This window comes from Nocardia sp. NPDC003999 (assembly GCF_053604885.1).
Genome location: NZ_JBSGIB010000002.1, coordinates 367,945 through 390,608, shown reverse-complemented (window position 1 = coordinate 390,608; position 22,664 = coordinate 367,945). Strand labels below are relative to the sequence as shown.

2 protein-coding genes (1 of these 2 running past the window's edge) are annotated in these 22,664 nt (G+C 71.7%); both read left to right on the top strand.

What is annotated here, in order from left to right:
• Positions 1-102: 102 nt before the first annotated feature.
• A complete protein-coding gene (locus tag ACWESM_RS05610; protein WP_452491034.1) occupies positions 103-17,892 on the top strand; it encodes a non-ribosomal peptide synthase/polyketide synthase in 17,790 nt (5,929 codons plus the stop codon).
• Positions 17,892-22,664, top strand: partial view of a non-ribosomal peptide synthase/polyketide synthase gene (locus ACWESM_RS05605; RefSeq protein WP_452491033.1) — the beginning only. Its footprint extends 20,673 nt past the window's final position; 4,773 of the gene's 25,446 nt are visible here — the first part of the coding sequence; the start codon lies at positions 17,892-17,894; its stop codon lies beyond the right edge, outside the window. The genes ACWESM_RS05610 and ACWESM_RS05605 overlap by 1 nt, the downstream gene beginning before the upstream one ends.

The following is a 22,664-nucleotide window of genomic DNA, read 5'->3' as shown; positions in this document are numbered from 1 at the left end:
GGTCGACGCCATGCGCCCGGGCTGGGCAGCCGGGCGCAGCGGCTTGTTCGTGCTGCTCGAAAGCGTTCGGACAGCCGTTGTTCCGCCGAGTAGGAGGCTCTGGTGCACGATACGGAGTTGGGTGGGGCCAGCGCGTTGCCGCCGCGTTCCGTCGAGCCGGAGTCGTCCCGGATCGCACCCGAACCGTTCGCTCTGGCGCCCGCGCAGCTCGGCGTCTGGTACGCGCAGCTGCTCGACCCGGACGCGCCGATCAACGTCGCGCAGTACGTGGACGTGCACGGCGAGTTGGATGCCGTTCTGCTGCAAGAGGTCTCGGTGGAGGCGGCGCGCGAGTACGAGTCGGTGCTGGTGCGGCTGGGGGAATCCGGCGGCGTCCCGCACCAGTACGTCGACTTCGGCCTCTCGGTCGACATTCCGCTGATCGACCTGCGCGACCAGACCGACCCGGTGGCCGCGGCGCACGCCTGGATGCGCGCGGACGCGAGCGCGCCGGTCGACCTGCGCACCGACCGGCTGTTCGCGGGCGCACTATTGCGCGTCGCCGAGCGACGGTACTTCTGGTACCTGCGGGCTCATCACATCGTGCTGGACGGCTACGGCGCGCTCACCAACACCATGCGGGTGGCCGAGCGGTACACCGCGCGGATGCTCGGCACCGAACCCGAGGCCGTGCGGCCGGGGACGCTCGCCTCGTTGACGCAGGCCGAACTCGCCTACCGGAGCAGCCCCCGGTTCGAGTCCGATCGCGCGCACTGGGCCGGGCGGGTGGCCGGGCTGGACGGCGCGACCAGCCTCGCCGGTCGCTCCGCACCCCGTGGCGCGACCAACCTGATCGCCGGGAGAGCGCTCACGCCGGAACTCGTCGAACGGATGAACGCGCTTGCCGCGAGCCAGGATTCGACGCTCGCCGTGGTGCTGCTCGCGGCGTTCGCCGCCTACCTGGCACGACTGACCGACCGGGACGAGGCGGTGCTGAGCCTGCCGGTGACCGCGCGCACCACCGCGGCGCTGCGGCGCTCGGCCGGCATGCTGTCGAACATCGTGCCGCTGCGGTTGCCGGTCGACGGCAGCTGGGGCGCGTTGCTGCGCGCCACCCGCGTCGAGGTCGCGGGGGCGCTGCGCCACCAGCGCTACCGTCACGAGGACATCCAGCGCGACACCGAGCGCGCCGCCGGTCCGGCGCGCCGCGGGCTGTTCGGTCCGCTGGCCAACATCATGCTGTTCCGCAGCGATCTCACCCTCGGCGCCACCGTGGGGCGGTACCACGTGTTGTCCACCGGTCCGGTCGAGGACCTGAGTCTCAACGTCTACTACGGCGACCGGGACCGGGTGCACGTCGACTTCGAGGCCAATCCGCACCTGTACACCGCCGACGACGTCGCCAGGCAGCACGCCCGGTTCCTCCGCTATCTGGAGCGCCTGGTCGCCACCGAGCCGGACACCGCGCTCGCCGCCGTGGACGTCGCGACCGAGCTGGAACTCGAGGTCAGCACCCGGATCTGGAACGAGACGGGTTTCGACGTGGAAGCGCAGCTGCCGGGTCGCTCCGCGGCCTTCGCTCCCGTGGCGACGCTGGTGTCGATGTTCGAGGCGCAGGCGGCCCGCACGCCGAGCGCGGTGGCGCTGCGGGCCGCCGGTGCGCCGGACCTGACCTACCGGGACCTCGCCGCGCGCGCCAATCGGCTCGCCCGCACGCTGATCGCGCTCGGCGTCGGGCCCGAAACGCTGGTGGCGCTGCGCCTGCCGCGCTCGCCGGAGCTGGTCGTCGCGATGTACGCGGTGCTCGCCGCGGGCGGCGCCTATCTGCCGCTGGATCCGGATCACCCGCCCGAGCGCACCGCGCACATCCTGGCCACGGCCCGTCCGGCCTGCGTGCTGATCGTCGGGGACGAGCGGCCGCCGGAGCTGTCCGGTCTGCCGGTGGTGCGGGTGGACCGAGCCGACGAGACGGTCGGGGCGGGGCCGATCTGGGACCGGGAACGAGTCGCGGCCTTGCGACCGGAGCATCCGGCGTATGTGATCTTCACCTCCGGATCGACCGGTCTGCCCAAGGGCGTCGCCATCACCCACCGCGCGATCGTCAACCGGTTGGTGTGGATGCAGCAGACCTACCGACTATCGGCGCAAGACGTTGTGCTGCAGAAGACTCCGGCCACGTTCGACGTGTCGGTGTGGGAATTCTTCTGGCCGCTGCAGATCGGCGCGACGCTGGTGCTCGCCCAGCCGGACGGGCACCGCGATCCCGCTTATCTGCGTCGGGTCATCGACGAATACGGAGTCACCACAGCACATTTCGTGCCTTCGATGCTCGCGGCGTTCCTCGCCGATCAGCATGTCGCGTTCCGCACGCCGCTGCGCACGGTGTTCGCCTCCGGGGAGGCGCTGCCCGCCGCGCTCGCTCAGCGGCTGCGCGCCATGACCGGCGTTCGCCTGCACAATCTGTATGGTCCGACGGAAGCAGCGGTCGACGTCACCTTTCACGAAGTCGCCGACACCGATACCCTCTCGGTGCCGATCGGCGCGCCGGTGTTCAACACCAGGCTTCATGTTCTCGACTCGCGGCTTCGGCCGGTGCCGGTCGGGGCGCCGGGTGAGCTGTATCTGTCGGGGGTACAGCTCGCCCGGGGCTATGTGGCTCGACCGGAACTGACCGCGGCGCGGTTCGTAGCCGATCCGTTCGGCGGGCCCGCACAGGCGGGGAACCGGATGTATCGCACCGGTGACCTGGTGCGATGGACCACGCACGGCGAGCTGGAGTATCTCGGCCGTACGGACTTCCAGGTGAAGCTGCGCGGTCTGCGCATCGAACTCGGCGAGATCGAGGCCGTGCTCGCCGGGGTGGACGAGGTGGCCCGCGCGGTGGTCGTGGTGCGCGACGACGCGGGGATCGGCGAGCAGTTGGTGGCCTACGTCGTGGCGGCGGTGCCCGGCGCGGTGCGTCCGGAGCGGCTGCGCGCCGTGGCGGCCGAGGCGCTGCCCGGGTACATGGTGCCCGCCGCCTACGTGGTGCTCGACACATTGCCGGTGAACGCGTCCGGAAAGTTGGATCGCGCCGCTCTACCTGCCCCGAGCAGAACTTCGACGGGCTACACCGCGCCCGCCACCCCTGTGGAACTGGCGGTCGCGCGGGTGTTCGCCGAAGTGCTCGGTAACGAGCTGGTCGGTCGCGACGACGACTTCTTCGCACTCGGCGGAAACAGTTTGGTGGCCACGCAGGTCGCCGCGCGGCTGTCCGCCGACCTGAACTGCCCGCTCGGAGTCCGCGACGTGTTCGCCGCCTGCACGGTGGCCGAACTCGCCGGGCTCGTCGAGCGGGCCGGTGGATCCGGCGGCGCGTCCTTGGTCGCGCAGCTGCGGGCACGGCCACGGCCGCCGCTGGTTCCGCTCTCTCCGGCGCAGCAGCGCATCTGGTTTCTCAACCGGTTCGAGCGCGCCGGCGCGAGCTACAACATGCCCTTCGTGGTGCGGCTGCGCGGGGCGGTGGACGTCACCGCGCTGCGGCAGGCGCTCGATGACCTGGTTCTCCGGCACGAAGTGCTGCGCACGATCTTCCCCGCGCTCCTGCCCGCCGACGGCGCGGGGATCGCGGCACGGCAGGTCGTGTTGTCGGTGGCGCCGATCGCCGCCGCGCCGGAGGCGATCGGCGCCGCCGACCTCGACGAGCGGCTGAGCGCGTTCGCCGCCCGCGGCTTCGATCTGGAACGTGAGATCCCGATCCGGGCGCGGATCTTCGCGGTGGACGACGGCAGTCACGCCCTCGCGCTGGTCCTGCACCACGTCGCCGCCGACGGGCTGTCGCTGCGCGTGCTGGCCCGCGACGTGATGACCGCGTACGGGGCGCGCCGCGGCGGCAGCGCGCCCGCATGGGCCCCGCTGCCGATTCAGTACGCCGACTACAGCCTCTGGCAGCACGAGTTGCTGGGCTCCTCGGACGATTCGTTCGCGGCCGATCGGCTGTCGTTCTGGACCGACGCGCTGGCGGGCGCGCCCGACCAGCTCGACCTGCCCGCCGACCGGCCCCGCCCTGCGGTCGCCTCCGGCCGTGGCGCGGTGTTCGGTTTCGAGTTCCCCGGCGAACTGGTCGCCCGGATGAACGAATTCGCCCGCGCGCACGGCGTTTCGACCTTCATGCTGACGCACGCCGCACTGGCCGCGCTGCTGGCGCGGCTGTCCGGCGCCGACGACATCGTGATCGGCACCCCGGTCGGAGGTCGGGGCGACCGCGCGCTCGACGACCTGATCGGCATGTTCGTCAACACCCTGGCACTGCGCACCCGGTTGGACGCCGCCGAGCCCTTCACCGCCTTGCTGGCGCGGGTACGCGAGGACGACCTCGCCGCCTTCGGCCATGCCGAACTGCCGTTCGAGCGGGTGGTCGCGGCGCTGGATCCGCCGCGCTCGCAGGCGCGCCACCCGTTGTTCCAAGTGCTGCTCGCCTTCGACAACGCCGAGGCAATCGCTTTCGAACTGCCCGAACTGTCGGTCGCCACCAGTACCCTGGACACCGGAGTGACCAAGCTGGATCTCCAGCTCACGGTCACCGAGAACGCCGCCGGTGCCGGACTCGGGGAAGGTTCGGCACCGGCGGGGGTTCCCGCGGAATTCACCTACGCCACCGATCTCTTCGACGAAGCCACCATCGCGGGTTACGCGGGCAGGCTGATCGGCTTCTTGTGGGCGATCACCGCCGATCCCGCGATCGCGGTGCGCGACCTGCCTCTCCTGGACCGCGACGAGCAAGCGCGCGCACTCGCGGCGGGGCAGGCCGTCGCGGGCGCACAGGACCCGGCGGAGACGTTGCTCACCGCCTTCGAGGCACAGGCGCGGCGCACCCCCGACGCGGTCGCGGTGCTCGACGCCGAGCGGCGGCTGACCTACGCGGAGTTCGCGGGTGCGGTCAACCGGCTGGCGCGTCGGCTGATCGCCGCGGGGGTGGGGCCCGAGCGGTTGGTCGTGCTCGGCATGCCGCGTTCGGTCGATCTCGTGGTGGCCGCGTACGCGGTGCTGACCGCGGGCAGTGGGTACGTGCCGGTGGACCCGGACCAGCCGGCGGCCCGGATCGCGCAGGTGATCGCCGCGGCCCGCCCGGTGTGCGTCTTGACCCGATCCCGGGCGGAGGCGGGGGAATTCGCCGATCGATGCGCGCTCGCGGAGCTACCCGCGACACGGGTGCTCACGGCCGACGCCCCTGAGGTCGCCGAATACTCCGCCGCGCCGGTCGGCGACGCGCATCGTCTCGCCCCCTTGCGCGCTTCCGGTACCGCGTACGTCATCTTCACCTCCGGTTCGACCGGCCGTCCCAAAGGCGTGGCGGTGCAGCATGACGCGGCGGTCAATCAGGTCAGGTGGATCGCGGACGAATACCGGATCGACGCGAACGACGTCGTGCTGTTCAAGACCCCCGCCACCTTCGACGTGTCGGTGTGGGAGCTGTTCGCGCCGCTCACCCGGGGCGCGCGGATCGTGGTCGCCGACCACGACGGGCACCGCGATCCCCGGTATCTCGCCGCGACCATCGCCGCGCACCGGGTGACGATGACCTCCTTCGTTCCGTCCATGCTCACGGTGTTCGCCGACGCCGGCGCGCCGGGTGCGATCGCGTCCCTGCGCACCGTGCTGGTCGCGGGGGAGGCGATGACCGGTGAGGCCGCCGCCGCGTTCGCCGCGGTGAGCCCCGCGCAGCTGCACAACCTGTACGGGCCCACCGAATTCACCGTGCACGCCACGTACGCCCCGGTCGACCCGGCCGCGAGCGGTCCGGCGCCGATCGGGCGTCCGGTGCCGGGCAGCCGTGCCATGGTCCTGGACGAACGGTTGCGACCGGTTCCGGACGCCGTGGTCGGCGAGTTGTACTTGTCCGGCGTGCAACTGGCGCGCGGCTACCTCGGCCGGGCCGACCTGACCGCGGAGCGTTTCGTCGCCGACCCGTACGGGCCTGCGGGCAGCCGGATGTACCGGACCGGGGATCTGGTGCGCCGCCGCCGCGACGGCGCGCTGGAGTACCTGGGCCGCGGCGACTTCCAGGTGAAGCTGCGTGGGCAGCGGATCGAGCTCGGCGAGATCGAGGCCGCCTTGCTCGCCATGGACGACGTGCGGGCGGCGGCGGTGCGGATCGTCGCGCAGCCCTCCGGCGAGACGCTGGCCGCCTACGTGGTCGGCGCGATCGCCCCCGATCGGCTTGCCGCGGAGCTGGAGCAGCGGCTGCGCCCGGTGCTGCCCTCGTACATGGTGCCCACCGCGTACGTCCCGCTGACCGCGATGCCGCTGACTCCGTCGGGCAAGCTGGACCGCAAGGCGCTGCCCGACCCGGTGCCGGTCACGAAGACTTTCCGCGCGCCCTGCACGCCGGTGGAGCGGACCGTCGCCGACGTGTTCGGGCAGGTGCTGGGGATTGATCCGGTCGGCTCGGACGACGATTTCTTCGCGCTGGGCGGGAATTCGCTGGTCGCGACGCAGATCGCGGCCCGCCTGGCGGACGCGCTGGACACCGAGGTGCCGGTGCGGGCGCTGTTCGAGTTCCCGACCGTGTCGGCGCTGGCCGCGCACCTGTCCGGCGGCCGGGCGCGTAGACGGGCGCCGCTGGTCGCCGGGGCGCGCCCCACACTGATCCCGCTGTCCTACGCGCAGCAGCGCATGTGGTTCCTGAACCAGTTCGACGCGGCCTCGGTGGCGGACAATCTGGTCGCCGCCATCCGGTTGCGCGGCGCGCTCGATCAGACGGCGCTGGCGGACTCGGTGGTCGACGTGCTCGCCAGGCACGAGTCGCTGCGCACGGTCTACCCGGCGGCGGAGGGTATTCCGTATCAACTGGTGCTCCCGGTCGAGGAGGCGCGGGTCGAGCTGGTCGCGGAATCGGTCGACGAGCGGCGGCTGACGGAACGGATTCGCGAACTGGTGGCCACGCCCTTCCGGGTCGATCGCGAGCCGCCGGTGCGCCTCGCCCTGCTGCGCCTCGGCGCGGAGCAGCACGTGCTCGTCGTCGCTTTGCATCACATCAGCGCCGACGGTTGGTCGCTGGCACCGCTCACCCGGGACCTCATGCGCGCCTACGACGCTCGCCGTGCGGGTGGCGCACCCGACTGGACGCCACTGTCCGTCCACTACGCCGACTACGCGTTGTGGCAGCGGGAGGTCCTCGGCTGCGAGGACGACCCGGACGCGATGCTGGCCGAGCAGATCCGGTTCTGGCGGGGCGAATTGGCCGGTCTGCCGGACGTGATGACGCTGCCCGCCGATCGGCCGCGTCCGGCCGTCGCGTCGGGTCGCGGCGCGCGCCACGTCTTCACCATCGATGCCGCTACGCGGCGCCGGTTGCGCGAGATCGCGGACAGCGCGAACGCCTCGCTGTTCATGGTGCTGCACGCGGCGTTCGCCACGCTGCTGGCCGGATTGACCGGGCAGCAGGACATCGTGATCGGCACCCCGGTGGCCGGTCGCGGCGAGCGTGCGCTCGATGAGCTCGTCGGCATGTTCGTCAACACCGTCGTGCTGCGCGCCGATGTGCGGGCCGGGTTGACGTTCACCGGCCTGGTCGCGGCGGTGCGCGAGCGCGACCTGGCCGCCTTCGCCCACGCCGACGCGCCGTTCGAGCGTTTGGTCGAAGTGCTCGCGCCGGAGCGGTCGGCGGCCAGGCATCCGCTGTTCCAGGTGATGCTGGACTTGCAGAACACCGCGCGCACCGAACTCGAGTTGCCCGGCCTGACCGTCTCCGGGCTCGACATCGACACGGGGACGGCGAAATTCGATCTGCACCTGTCGGTGACAGAGGCGGCGGACGGTTCCGGTCTCGCCGCGGTCTTCGAATACGCGACCGATCTGTTCGATTCGGCTACCGTCGCGTCGTTCGCCCTGCGTTTGCGCCGGGTGCTCGACGCGGTGGCCGCCGACCCGAGGGTGCCCGTCGGCGCGATCGACCTGCTCAGCCCAGGGGAACGTGCCCGCATCCTGGGCACCTGGAATGCCACCGTGCACCCGGTGGATCCGGCCGCGACGCTCGTGTCGCTGTTCGAGGCGCAGGCGGCGCGGACGCCCGAGGCGCTCGCGGTGACCTTCGACGGTGCATCGCTCAGCTACGCCGAGTTCGCGAGCCGGGTGCACCGGCTGGCCAGGCTACTGGTGTCCGTCGGCGTGCGGCCGGACCAGCCGGTGGCGGTGGGCATGCGGCGGTCGGTCGATCTCGTGGTGGCCCTGTACGCGGTGCTCGCGGCCGGGGGAGTCTACGTTCCGATCGATCCGGAGCATCCGGCCGGGCGGATCGCCGACATGCTGCGAACGGTGCGGCCGGTGTGCGTGCTGAGCCGCTCCGCGGACGGGCTCGACCTGTCCGGGCGGGCCACCGGGATGTGGGCGGTGCTGGACGTCGACCTGTTCGATACCGGGGACTATTCCGGCGAACCGCTGACCGACGAGGATCGTCTCGGGACGCTCGCACCGTCGAATGCGGCGTATGTGATCTTCACGTCGGGTTCGACGGGTCGTCCGAAGGGTGTGGCGGTTTCGCATTCGGCGATCGTCAATCGCCTGGTGTGGATGCAGACCGCGTACCAGTTGACCTCGGCTGATGTGGTGTTGCAAAAGACGCCTGCGACGTTCGATGTGTCGGTGTGGGAGTTCTTCTGGCCGTTGCAGGTCGGTGCCCGCCTGGTCGTGGCGAAGCCGGACGGTCATCGCGACCCGGCCTACCTGGCCGAGATCATCAGCGCCGAGAAGGTGACGGTCACGCATTTCGTGCCGTCGATGCTGGCGGTGTTCGTGGCTGACGCGGCTGCCGCGCAGTGTGATTCGCTGCGTCTGGTGTTCGCTTCGGGTGAGGCGTTGCCGCCCAAGCCTGCGCATCGGTTGCGTGAGTTGACCGGCGCGTCCCTGCACAACTTGTACGGCCCGACGGAGGCGGCGGTCGACGTCACTTTCCACGAGGTCGTGGATGCCGATATCGAGTCGGTGCCGATCGGTGCGCCGGTGTTCAACACGCAGGTGTTCGTGTTGGATGCGCGGTTGCGTCCGGTGCCGGTGGGTGTCGCGGGTGAGCTTTATCTGGCGGGCGTTCAGCTCGCGCGGGGTTATGTCGCGCGTCCGGATCTGACCAGTGATCGGTTTGTCGCCAACCCGTATGGGGAGCCGGGTGCGCGGATGTATCGCACGGGTGACTTGGTGGCGTGGACCGAAGACGGTGAACTCGAATACTTGGGCCGCACCGACTTCCAGGTGAAACTGCGTGGTCTGCGTATCGAGCTGGGTGAGATCGAGTCGGCGCTAACGGGTCTGGAGGAAGTCGCTCAGGCGGTCGTGGTCCTGCGCGACGACACCGAGACCGGCGAGCGGCTCGTCGCCTACCTGGTCTCCGCGTCCGGCGCGGACCTCGACCCCGGTGCGCTCGAAGCGACGCTCACCCGGCGTCTCCCGGCGTATATGATCCCGTCGGCATACGTCGTGCTGCCCGAATTCCCGGTCAACGCCTCCGGCAAGCTGGACCGCCGAGCGCTACCGGCGCCCGCGATCGAGCCCGCGCGGTTCCGCGCGCCCGCGACGCCCGTGCAGAAACTCGTCGCCGCGGCGTTCGGCGAGCTGCTCGGCGTCGACCGGGTGGGCCTGGACGACGATTTCTTCGCCCTCGGCGGCAACTCGCTCACCGCCGCCAGGGTCGCGGCCCGGCTCGGCGCCGCGCTCGACACCCGGATTCCGGTGCGGGCGCTGTTCGACGCACCGACGGTCGCCGCGTTGGCGGCTCGCGCCGAAACGCATCGGGGCGACGGCGGTCGCGTCCCGCTGCGCCCCCGCCCGCGGCCGGAGCGCGTCCCGCTGTCCGCGGCCCAGCAGCGCGTCTGGTTCGTCAACCGCTTCCACGCCGACGAGCAGGCCGGGCCCGCCGCCGCGATCGACAACATCCCGGTCGCGCTGCGCCTCGCCGGTGAGCTCGACGTCGCGGCGATGACCACGGCGTTGGCCGACGTGGCGGCCCGGCACGAGATCCTGCGGACCGTCTACCCGGACGGCTCGGACGGGCCGGAACAACTGGTACTGCCGCAGTCCGCGCCCGACCTCCTGGTCACGCGTGTGGCCGAAACCGCACTGGTGGAACAGCTTCGGGAGCTGGCGGCAGCGCCTTTCGATCTGACCACGGAAACACCGCTGCGGGCAGCGCTGTTCGCGATCGACGGTGCGCCACAAGCGGAATACGCGCTCGCCCTGGTGCTGCACCACATCGCCGCGGACGGTTTCTCGCTCGGTCCGCTGGCCGAGGATCTGATGACCGCCTACTCGGCGCGCCGGGCCGGGGCAGCGCCCGCGTGGGATCCGCTGCCGGTGCAGTACGCCGACTACACGCTCTGGCAGGCCGATCTCGCCGACGCCGGGCGGCAACTCGACTACTGGCGCGGCGCCCTGGACGGCCTGCCGGAGCAACTCGAACTGCCCACCGACCGTCCCCGTCCGGCGATCTCCTCCCATCGCGGTGCGACGTACCGCTTGCGGATCGATTCCGACCTGCACAGCGAGCTGGGCGAGCTGGCGCGCAAACGCGAGACCACGCTGTTCAGCACGGTGCACGCGGCCTTGGCGGTACTGCTGGCCCGGCTGTCGGGCGGCGCGGACATCGCGATCGGCACCCCGGTCGCCGGACGCGGTGACGCGGCGCTGGACCGGCTCGTCGGCATGTTCGTGAACACGCTGGTGCTGCGCACCGCCGTCGACTCCAGAGCCAGGTTCGAGACCGTGCTGGACGCGGTGCGCGACCAGGACCTCGACGCGCTCTCGCACGCCGACGCGCCGTTCGAGCGGCTCGTCGAGATGCTCGCTCCGACCCGCGCGCGCAACCGTCATCCGCTCTTCCAGGTGGCGCTGACCTTCCAGAACTTCGCCTTGCCCGAGCTCGAGCTGCCCGATCTACGGGTGCGCGCGCAGGAGTTCGACGCGCCGGTGGCCGAGTTCGACCTCCAGTTCACCGTGCTCGAATCGAACGACCCGGACGGGCGCGCCGACGGCATGCAGATCGAGATCCGCTATGCCACCGACCTTTTCGACGCGCCGTCGGTCGCCGTTCTCGGCAGGCGGTTCACCCAGGTGCTCGCCGCCATCGCCGCCGATCCCACGGTGGTCGTGGGCGACATCCAGTTGCTCAGCGCCGAGGAGCAGCATCGCGCTTTGTACGAGTGGCCGGTCGGCGGCCCCGACGTCGCGGACGCCACCGGCAGTGTGGCCGAGCGTTTCGCGCGGGCCGCCGCGCTGGACCCGGCCGCCGTCGCGGTGCGCGACGGGGCACGGTCGCTGGCATATGCCGAACTCGACGACTGGTCCAACCGGCTGGCGCGGCGGCTGATCGCCGCGGGCGTCGGGCCGGAAACACTGGTGGCCGTCGCGCTGCCCCGCTCGGCGGAACTGGTGGTCGCCCTGCTCGCGGTGCTCAAAGCGGGCGGCGGATACCTGCCGATCGATCCGGCCTACCCGGACGACCGGATCGAATACGTCCTGGACGATGCCCGGCCGATCTGCGCGATCGCGGGGGCCGCCACCGAGTTGCCGCGCGGCTGGTTCGGCGGACCGGTGATCGACGTCGCCGCACCGAACCTCGTCGAGTTCGGCGGCGAGCCGGTCACCGATGTGGATCGGCGCGCCCCGCTGCGCTCCGGTCACGTTGCCTACGTCATCTACACTTCCGGTTCCACCGGCAGGCCCAAAGGCGTCGTGGTGCCGCATCGCAACGTGCTGCGGCTGCTGGACAACACGCGGCGGCGCTTCGGCTTCGGCTCGGCGGACGTGTGGACCCTGTTCCACTCCTACGCCTTCGACTTCTCGGTCTGGGAAATGTGGGGACCGCTGCTGTCCGGCGCGACGGTGGTGGTGGTCGACTACTACACCTCGCGCTCGCCGCGGCAGTTCCGTGAGCTGCTGATCGCCGAGCGGGTCACCGTGCTCAACCAGACCCCGTCGGCGTTCTATCAGCTCGTCGCCGCCGATCTGGCCGAGCCGGAACCCGCCGCGTTCGCGTTGCGGGTCGTCGTCTTCGGTGGCGAGGCGCTGGAGCCGCAGCGCCTCGGTGGTTGGTTCGCCCGCTACCCGGACGCGCCGCGCCTGGTGAACATGTACGGCATCACCGAGACCACGGTGCACGTGTCCTATCGGGAGATCGACGGGCACACCGGCTCGACCGGGGTGATCGGCGCGGGGTTGCCCGGACTGACCGTCCGCCTGCTCGACGACCGGTTGCGGCCGGTCCCGGTCGGCGTGCCCGGCGAGATCTACGTCTCCGGCGGCCAATTGGCGCGCGGCTACTTGCACCGGCCCGCCCTGACCGCGGGCCGCTTCGTCGCGGACCCGTACGCGGGCGACGGAGCGCTCACCTACCGCTCCGGCGATCTGGCCCGCTGGACCGCCGACGGCGAGCTGGAGTATCTCGGGCGCGCGGACCAGCAGGTGAACCTGCGCGGCTTCCGCGTCGAGCTCGGTGAGATCGAGGCCGCGCTGCTCGAGGCGTCCGAAGCGGTCCGGGAAGTGGCCGTGGTGGTGCGCACCGATCTGGTGGACGAATCGCGCATCGTCGCGTACGCGGTCGTCGCGGACGACTCCGTCGACAGCGCCGCGCTACGACAAGCCCTGGTGTATCGCCTGCCCGAGCACATGGTGCCCGCCGCGATCGTCCCGCTGCCGCGCATCCCGTTGACGGTCAACGGGAAGCTGGACCGCGCCGCGCTGCCCGCGCCACGGTTCGAATCGACCACCTACCGGGCGCCGTCCACGCCGAGCGAACGGGTCGTGGCGGAGGTGTTCGCCGAAGTGCTGGGCGCGGAGCGCGCCGTCGGCGCCGACGACGATTTCTTCGCGCTCGGCGGCAGCTCCCTGTTGGCCGCGAAAGCGGTCAGCAGGATCGGCGCGGCGCTGGGCCGGACGGTCGGTGTGCGCGCGCTGTTCGAAGCTCCCAGGGTCGCGGACCTCGCGGCGGCGGCGAGCGCGGTGGCCATGGGAGGCGCCCTGCCCGCGCTGGTGGCGGCGCCGCGCCCGGAGCGGGTCCCGCTCTCGCCCGCGCAGCAGCGCATGTGGTTCCTCAATCGGTTCGACCGGTCCTCCACCGCCTACAACATCCCGGTGGCCCTGCGGCTGTCCGGTCGGCTGGACGTGCCCGCGTTGCGCGCCGCGCTCGGTGACGTGGTCGCCCGGCACGAGGCGCTGCGCACTCGCTATCCGGAGATCGACGGCGAACCGGTGCAACTCGTCGAACCCGCCACCGTTCCGGCGCTGCGGCCGATCGATGTCCCGGAAGACGAACTACCACAGCGGGTCAGGGAACTGGCGGAGACGACCTTCGACGTCACCGCCGAGATTCCGGTGCGGATGAGGTTGTTCCGCGTGGTCGGCACGGGCGCGCGGCCGGAGTTCGTGCTCGCCGCGGTGCTGCACCACATCGCCGCCGACGGCTCGTCCATCGCGCCGTTCGTACGGGACCTGATGGTCGCCTACACCGCGCGCCGTGGTGGCGCCGCGCCGGACTGGACACCGCTGACCGTGCAGTACGCCGATTACGCACTGTGGCAACGCGATTTGCTCGGCGCCGAGGACGACGCCGAATCGGTGGCGGCCCGCGAGATCCGTTTCTGGACCCGGACACTCGCCGGACTGCCGGATCAGCTGGCGCTGCCGACCGACCGCCCCCGCCCCGCGAGGCAGACCCTGGGCGGGGACAAGGTTCCGCTCACGATCGGCGCGCGGCTGCACGCGGATCTGGCCGCCCTCGGCCGACGGCATGGCGCGACGCTGTTCATGGTGGTGCACACCGCGTTCGCCGTGCTGCTCGCGCGGTGGTCGGGCGCAGGAGACATCGCGATCGGCACGCCGGTGGCCGGACGCGGCGCCGCCGAACTGGACGACGTCATCGGGATGTTCGTCAACACTCTCGTCCTGCGCGTCGGTGTCGACGGCGGCGAATCGTTCGCCGGACTGCTGGCCCGGGCGCGGGCCGCCGACTTGGCGGCGCTGGAACACGCGACCGTGCCGTTCGAACGTCTGGTGGAAGTGCTCAACCCGGTGCGCTCCACCGCACGCCACCCGCTGTTCCAGGTCGGCTACTCGTTCCAGAACCATGAGCGCGGACAGCTGCGGCTGCCCGAACTCGAGATTCGCGAATTCGAGTTCGACAACGGCGTAGCGCAATTCGACCTGCACCTGTTCGCGGTGGACGCCTACGACGCCGAGGGCGCGCCCGACGGCATCGAGCTGTCCCTCGGCTACGCCACCGATCTGTTCGAGCGCGCGACCGCGTTCCGGTTCGCCGCTCAACTGCGCCGGGTGCTGGAAACGATCGCGGCGCGGCCGGATCTGCCGGTGGGTGACATCGAGCTGCTCGGGACCGACCGATCGCAGGTGCTCGCCGAATGGAACCGGACCCGGCGGCCGGTCCCGCGGGCCACGCTGGCGGATCTGATCGACGCGCAGACCGCGCGCAGCCCAGGCGCGGTCGCGCTGGTGGACGCGGCGACCGGCGAAGAGCTGCGCTACGCCGAGTTCGACGGGCGGGTGAACCGGTTGGCGCGCAGGCTCATCGCGTCCGGTGTCGGACCGGAGTCGACGGTCGTGCTGGCGATGCGCCGCTCGCTCGAACTGGTCGTCGCGATGTACGCCGTGGTGCGGGCGGGCGGCGCCTATGTGCCCATCGATCCGGACCATCCGGCCGAGCGGATCGCCCACATCGTGGCCACCGCGGCGCCGGTCGTGGTCCTGACCACCTCGCGCGACGGGTTCCCGTTCGAAACCGACTGCGTTGTCATGGAAATCGATCGGCTCGACGTCGCCGGGCTCGCCGCGACGCCGATCACCGACGCGGACCGGATCGGTCCGCTGCGTCCCGAGCATCCGGCGTACGTCGTCTTCACCTCCGGCTCCACGGGCGTGCCCAAGGGCGTGACGGTTCCGCACGCCGCGATCGTCAACCAACTCGCCTGGCTGGCGGACAGATTCGGCCTCGGCGCGAACGATCGGGTGCTGCTGAAGACGCCCGCGACCTTCGATCTGTCGGTGTGGGAGTTCTGGTCCGCGCTGATCACCGGCGGGTCGCTGATCGTCACCGCGCCCGGCGCCGAACGTGACCCGGACCTGCTGCGCGCGCTGCTGCGCCACCACGGCGTCACCGTGCTGCACGCGGTGCCCGCCCTGATCGGCATGCTGCTGGCGGCCGAGCCGGGTGGCGCGCTGCCGGAAACGCTGCGCCACGTGCTGGCCATCGGCGAGGCGCTGCCGTCGGCCACGGCCGTGGACTTCCTGTGCCGCCATAGCGGCACGACCGCGCTGGACAACCTCTACGGCCCCACGGAGGCGGCGGTGTCGATCACCGCGTTCGCGCTCGACACTCAGCCGGAGCACACCGTCCCGATCGGGTCGCCCGCCTGGAACAGCCGGGTCTACGTGCTGGACGGGCGGTTGCGGCCCGCGCCGATCGGAGTGCCCGGCGAGCTGTACCTCGCGGGAGCGCAGCTGGCGCGCGGCTATCAGCGCCGTCCGGCGCTGACCGCCGACCGCTTCGTGGCCGATCCGTTCGCGGTGGAACTCGGTGCGGCGGCCGGCGAGCGGATGTACCGCACCGGCGACATCGTGCGCTGGCGTCCCGACGGCACCCTGGAATACCTCGAGCGCGCCGACTTCCAGGTGCAGATCGGCGGCTTCCGCATCGAACTCGGCGAGGTGGAGGCCGCGCTGCTGCGGCAACCCGGGGTGGCCGCGGCCGTCGCGGTGGCGAAGGCCGACGACCGCGCGGGAACACGGCTCATCACGTATGCCGCAGTGCCGGAGGCGGATCCGGTCGCGTACGCCGACCTGGCCGTGTCGCTGCGCGCCGTTGTGGCCGCGCGACTGCCCGGATACATGACGCCTGCCGCCGTCGTCGTGCTGGCGGCGCTGCCGCTCACGGCCAACGGCAAGATCGATCGTTCGGCGCTGCCCGAGCCGCCGTTCGCCGAGGCGGCCTTCCGCGCGCCGTCCGGTGCGTTGGAGCGCCTGGTCGCGGACGCGTTCGCAGAGGTCGTCGGCGTGGACGCGGTGAGCGTCGACGACGACTTCTTCGCCAGGGGCGGCAACTCCCTGATGGCCACCCGGCTCGCGGCCCGGCTCGGCGCGGCACTCGGCGGCCATGTCGCGGTGGCCGCGGTGTTCGAAGCCCCGACGCCCGCCGCACTCGCAGAACGCATCGCGGCCACCGAGCGCGGCGTGGCCCGGCCCGCTTTGGTCCGTCGCGCCGATGCCGGGCCGGTGCCGCTCGCGCCCGCGCAGCAGCGCATCTGGGTGCTCGACCGGCTCGCACCGGACTCGTCGGCCTATCACATTCCCACGGCGCTGCGGCTGCGCGGCCGGCTGGATGTGGCGGCGCTGGCGGCGGCGCTCGGCGATGTGCTCGACCGGCACGAGACGCTGCGCACCAGGTACCCGGACACCGAGGACGGACCGGTCCAGGAGGTGGTGCTCGCGTCGCCGGTCGATCTGACACCGATTCCGGTGGGCCGAGCGGAAATGGACAGGCGGATCGCGGAATTCGTGGCCCCCGCCTTCGATCTCGCTTCCGCGCCGCCGGTGCGTGCCGCCCTGTTCACCCCCGCCGCCGACGAACACGTCTTGGTGGTCGTGCTGCACCACATCGGTGCGGATGGATACTCGATCGCGCCGTTGACCGCCGATCTGGTGCGCGCCTACCTGGCCAGATCCACCGGACACGCGCCGGACTCGGCCCCGCCCGCGATCCGTTACCGCGACTACAGCGCCTGGCAGCACGAGCTGCTCGGCGACGGCGCGGACCCCGACAGCCTGCTGGCGCGCCAACTCGCCTTCTGGCGCACCGAATTGACCGGTGCGCCGGAACTGCTCGCCCTACCCACCGATCGACCGCGACCGGCCAGGCGAAGCATGAAGGGGGCAAGCGTTACCCGGGAGATCGACGCCGAGCGCACCGTACGCCTGGAGCGACTGGCCCGCGAACACGGCGGCACACTGTTCACCCTGGTGCACAGCGCGCTCGCGGTGCTGCTGGCGAAACTGTCCGGCGCGGCGGACGTCACGGTCGGTGTGCCGGTCGCCGGGCGCGGTGTCCGCGAGCTGGATGAGCTGGTCGGCATGTTCGTCAACACCGTGGCGTTGCGCACCGAGGTCGATCCCCGTGCGAGTTTCGGCGAGCTGCTGCGCCAGGTCACCCGGCGGGATCTGGCGGCGTTCTCGCACGCCGACGTCCCGTTCGATCAGGTGGTCGAGGCGCTGGGCGTCACCCGTTCCGGCTCGTACGCACCGCTGTGCCAAGTACTGCTCACCTTCCAGAACTTGCCGCGGGCGGAGGTGGAACTGCCCGGCCTCGCGGTCGAGGCGATCGACCTGACGTCGGCGGAGGCGAAGTTCGACCTCCAGGTGACCGTGCTGGAGCAGTTCGCCGCCGACGGTGCGCGCGCCGGTATGGAGCTGCGCGTCGGCTACGCGACCGACCTCTTCGACGAACCGACGGCGCACGCGTTCGGTGACCGCTTGCTGCGGGTGCTGGAGGCGGTGGCCGCGGATCCGGCGGTAGCCCTTCGCGCGATCGACATCCGTTCCGCGGCCGAACGGCTGCCCCGGCCCACCGCGTCGGTGGCGGACCTGCCCGCGCTGATCGCCCGGGCGGCCCGGGCCGTCCCCGCCGCCACCGCGTTCGAGCACGGCGATCGGTTGGTCTCCTTCGGCGAGCTCGACGCGAAGCTCGCGTCCGTCGCGAAGGCGATGGGCCCGGCGGCCAAACCCGAAGCCCTGATCCATGTCTCGCTCGCCGGGTTGGTTCCCGGCCTGCTCGCCGCACTCGGCGGCAGCGGTCTGGCGGCCTTGCTGCGGACCCTGCCCGCCACCGCCGAGGCGCTGCTCGCCGACTCGGCGGCGGCCCTCGATTCGGAAGGAAACCGCTGATGACCCACGCAGACGCCGTGCGCCGCGGCTACGGCATCGACGACCTGCCCGGTCTCATCGCGACTGTTGCCGGGCTGGACCCGCAGCGCGTGGCGTTGCGGCACGGAGAGCTCACCGTCACCTACGCGGCGCTGGCCGACGAACTCGCGGCCCTGTCCGAAGCCATGGGCGCGGGGGTGGGCGCGGAGGCGCTGGTTCCGGTGGTGGTCTCCGGTCGACTGCCCGCGCTGCTGGAATCCGGTGACGGCGCGCTCGGCGCGGTGCTGGACGCACTGCTCGTCGACGCGCTCGCGGCCGCGCCCGACCTTCCGGCGACCACCACCGCGCCCGTCGAGACATTGGTGAGCCTGTTCGAGGAGCAGGTGTGGCGGACTCCGGACGCGATCGCCGTCGAATACGCGGGAATCACCCTCACCTACGCCGAATTCGACGGCCGGGTCAACGCGCTGGCCCACCACTTGGTCGAACTCGGCGTGCGGCGGAACTCGCTGGTGGGCTTGGCCGTGCGGCGCTCGATCGACCTGCTGGTCGGCATGTACGCGATCCTGCGGGCGGGCGGCGCGTACCTGCCGATCGACCCGGACCATCCGGCCGACCGCATCGGCTACGTGCTCGCGGTCGCCGAGCCGGTGCTCGTGCTGACCACCACGCGTGACGAGCCCGACTTCGGCGGTGCGGTCGCGACGCTGCGGATCGACGAATTCGTGGGCTCGCCCACGCCGGAAGCGCCCGCGGTCGCCCGGTCGGCCGACGACCTCGCCTACGTGATCTTCACGTCCGGCTCGACCGGCAGGCCGAAGGGCGTCGCCGTGTCGCACCGCGCGATCGTGGCGAATCTGCGGTGGCGGCAACGGATGTACCGGCTGTGTGCCGACGACGTGGTGTTGCAGAAGACGCCGTTCACCTTCGACGTGTCGGTGTGGGAGTTCTTCTGGCCGTTGCAGGTCGGCGCCCGGCTGGTCGTCGCGGAGCCGTACGGTCATCGGGACCCGGCGTACTTGGCGCGTGCGATCGCCGAAAACGGGGTCACGGTGGCGCATTTCGTGCCGTCCATGCTCGCGGTCTTCGTCGCCGAGTCGGTCGCGGTGGACTCGCTGCGGCTGGTCTTCGCCTCGGGTGAGGCGCTTGCGGCCGCCACCGCCGCGGCCTTCCGCGACGTCTGCGGGGCGACGCTGCACAACCTGTACGGGCCCACCGAGGCGGCGGTCGACGTGACCGCGCACGAGGTAACCGGCGCGGACGTGGCGGGCGTGCCGATCGGCGTCGCCGCCGACGACACCGAGTTGCTGGTGCTCGACGACAGCCTGCGTCCGGTGGCGCGCGGCGTCGTCGGCGAGCTGTACCTGGCAGGCGTGCAATTGGCCCGCGGTTATGTCGCCCGGCCAGGCCTGACCGCCGAGCGATTCGTGGCGAACCCCGAGGGACCGGCCGGGGAGCGGATGTACCGCACCGGCGACCTGGTGCGCTGGGCGCCCGGGGTGGAGGGCGGGCCGGAGGAGCTGGAGTATCTGGGCCGCACGGACTTCCAGGTGAAGTTGCGCGGCCTGCGGATCGAACTCGGCGAAATCGAGGCGGCGCTGCTGCGCCACCCGCGCGTCACCCAGGCCGCCGTGGTGCTGCACCGGCACGCGAGCGGCGATCATCTGGTCGGCTACGTGGTCGGCGACGCTGTCGAGACCGCCGAGGTACTGGACTCCGTCCGCCGCGAGCTGCCCGAGCACATGGTGCCGACGCTGCTCGTCGCGCTGGCGGCGATGCCGTTGAACGCCAACGGCAAGCTGGACCGCAGAGCGCTTCCTGAGCCGAAATTCGATTCCGGGACGACGGCTTATCGGGCGCCGGAGACCGAGGCGGAGACGGCGGTCGCCGCGATTTTCGCCGAACTGCTGGACGTGCCGCGCGTGGGCGCGGACGACGACTTCTTCGCGCTGGGCGGAAATTCGCTGCTCGCCACCCGAGCCATCGCCCGGATCGCCGCGGCCATCGGCGCGACCGTGGACGTGCGCGATTTCTTCGCTCGTCCCACCGCGGCCGCGGTGGTCGCGTCGGCGCGCCCGGCCGCGGCGCGTCCGCCGCTGGTGGCCGGTCCGCGCCCGGAGCATGTTCCGCTCTCGCCCGCGCAGCGGCGCATGTGGTTCCTCAACCGGTTCGGCGCCGACACCGATCAGGCCCGCGAGCTGGGCACCGCCGCCGTAGACAACATCCCGGTGGCGCTGCGCCTGCGCGGCCCGCTGGACGTCGCCGCGCTGTCGGCGGCGATCACCGATCTGGTGGCCAGGCACGAAGTGCTGCGCACCGTGTATCCGCAGACCGCCGACGGGCCTGCGCAATCGGTGCGACGCGTACACGCGGTGTTCGACCTGACTCCCGCCGAGGTGCCGCGGGAGCGGTTGGCCGCGGCGATCCGCCGGGCGGCGAGCCAGGGCTTCGACGTGGCGGAGGAGATCCCGGTGCGGGTGCGCCTGCTGCGCTGCGAACCCGAGGACCACACGCTCGTGCTCGTCGTCCACCACATCGCGGCCGACGGCGTCTCGCTCGTGCCCCTGATGCGCGACCTGGCCACGGCCTATGCCGCGCGGCGCGACGGCCGGGGGCCGGAGTGGACTCCGCTGGCCGTGCAGTACGCGGACTACGCGCTGTGGCAGCAACGGGTCCTCGGTGCGGAGACCGACGCGGATTCCGTGGCGGCGCGCCAGCTCGCCTTCTGGCGCGCCGAATTGGCCGAGCTGCCCGCGCAATTGGATCTGCCCGCCGATCGGCCGCGTCCGGCCGCGCCCTCGTACCAGGGCGCCACCTACGAGTTCGCCGTCGACGCCGCGCTGCGCTCCGCCGTCGAGGCGATCGCCGCGCGCGTTCGCGCGACGCCGTTCATGGTGCTGCACGCGGCGCTGGCCGCCCTGCTGGCCCGGTTGTCCGGCACCGCGGACATCGCTATCGGCACACCGGTCGCGGGCCGGGGCGAGGCCGTACTCGACGACGTGGTCGGCATGTTCGTCAACACCCTCGTGCTGCGCACCGAAGTGGACGCCGCGAGCGGTTTCGCCGACTTGGTGGCGCACGCCGCCGACCGCGACCTGCGCGCCTTCGCGCACGCCGACATCCCGTTCGAGCAGTTGGTGGAGGCGCTGAACCCGCCGCGTTCGGCCGCCAGGCATCCGCTGTTCCAGGTCGCGCTGTTCATGCAGAACATCGGGCCGATCGCGCTGACCATGCCCGGTCTCGACACCGAGCAGGTCGACTTCGACTCCGGTTTCGCGAAGTTCGACCTCCAGCTCACGGTGTCCGAAGCCGCCGACAGCTACCGCGCCGAATTCACCTACGCCACCGACCTGTTCGACGCCGCGACGGTGCGGGAGTTCGCCGCGAAGTTCGTCCGGCTGTTGCGCGCGGCGGTGGACGACCCGGACGCACCGGTCGGGGATCTCCCGCTGCTCGACGCGGGCGAGCTGGACTATGTCACCGCGAGCTGGAACGCCAGCGGGCACCGAGTGCCCGATCGGTTCCTGCACGAGGGTTTCGACGCGCAGGTGCGCCGTACCCCGGATGCCGTCGCGGTGGTCACCGACGGCGAGCGGCTGACCTACGCCGAGCTGTCCGACCGCGCCGACCGGCTGGCGAGGATGCTGATCGGGCTCGGCGTCGGTCCGGAAGCGCTGGTCGTGCTGGCCCTGCCGCGCTCGGTGGAACTGGTCGTCGCCATGTACGCGGTGGCGCGGGCGGGCGGCGCGTACGTCCCGGTGGACCCAGGACATCCCGCCGAACGCATCGGCCACATCCTCGACACCGCGCGACCGCATGCCGTCCTGACCACGAGCGATAGCGGTTTCGACGCCGCCGCGCAGGTTTCCGTTCCGGTGTATCACCTGGATGAACTCGATCTCTCCGCCTACCCCTCCGGCAAGATCGGCGACCGCGAACGCCACGGCGCGCTGCACCCGCAGCATCCCGCCTACGTGATCTTCACTTCCGGGTCCACCGGAAAGCCGAAGGGCGTGGCGGTCAGTCATCAGGCCATCGCCAACCAGCTGGCCTGGATGCACGCGGAGTACCGTCCGCGCACCGGCGATGTCTACCTGCAGAAGACCGCGAGCACCTTCGACGTCTCGCTGTGGGGCTACTTCCTACCGCTACGAGCGGGCGCGACCATGCTGCTGGCCGCACCGGACGGACATCGCGATCCGCGCTATCTCGCCGAGACCGTCGCACGCCATGGCGTCACGCTCACCGACTTCGTGCCATCGATGCTCGCGGTGTTCGCCGCGCACGCCGCGCCGGGCGAACTCGACTCGCTGCGCGACGTGTTCGTCATCGGCGAGGCGCTGCCGCCGGAGACCGTCGCCGCCTTCAGGCAGGTGTGCGACGCGGGCCTGCACAACCTCTACGGCCCCACCGAGGCGGCGGTGTCCATCACCAACCGCGAGGTCACCGAGGTGAACTCGCCGCAAGTGCCGATCGGCGAGCCGGAGTGGAACTCGCAGGTCTACGTGTTGGACGGACGGTTGCGGCCCGCGCCGATCGGCGTGTGGGGCGAGCTGTACCTGGCGGGAGCGCAGCTGGCGCGCGGCTACCACGGCCGCGTCGACCTCACCGCCGATCGTTTCGTCGCCAATCCCTTCGGTGCGCCGGGCGCCCGCATGTACCGCACCGGCGACCTGGTGCGCTGGAGCCGCGACGGCGAGCTGATCTATCTGGGCCGCAGCGACTTCCAGGTGAAGTTCCGCGGCCGGCGCGTCGAACTCGCCGAAATCGAGACAGCGCTGCTGGCGGCGGCC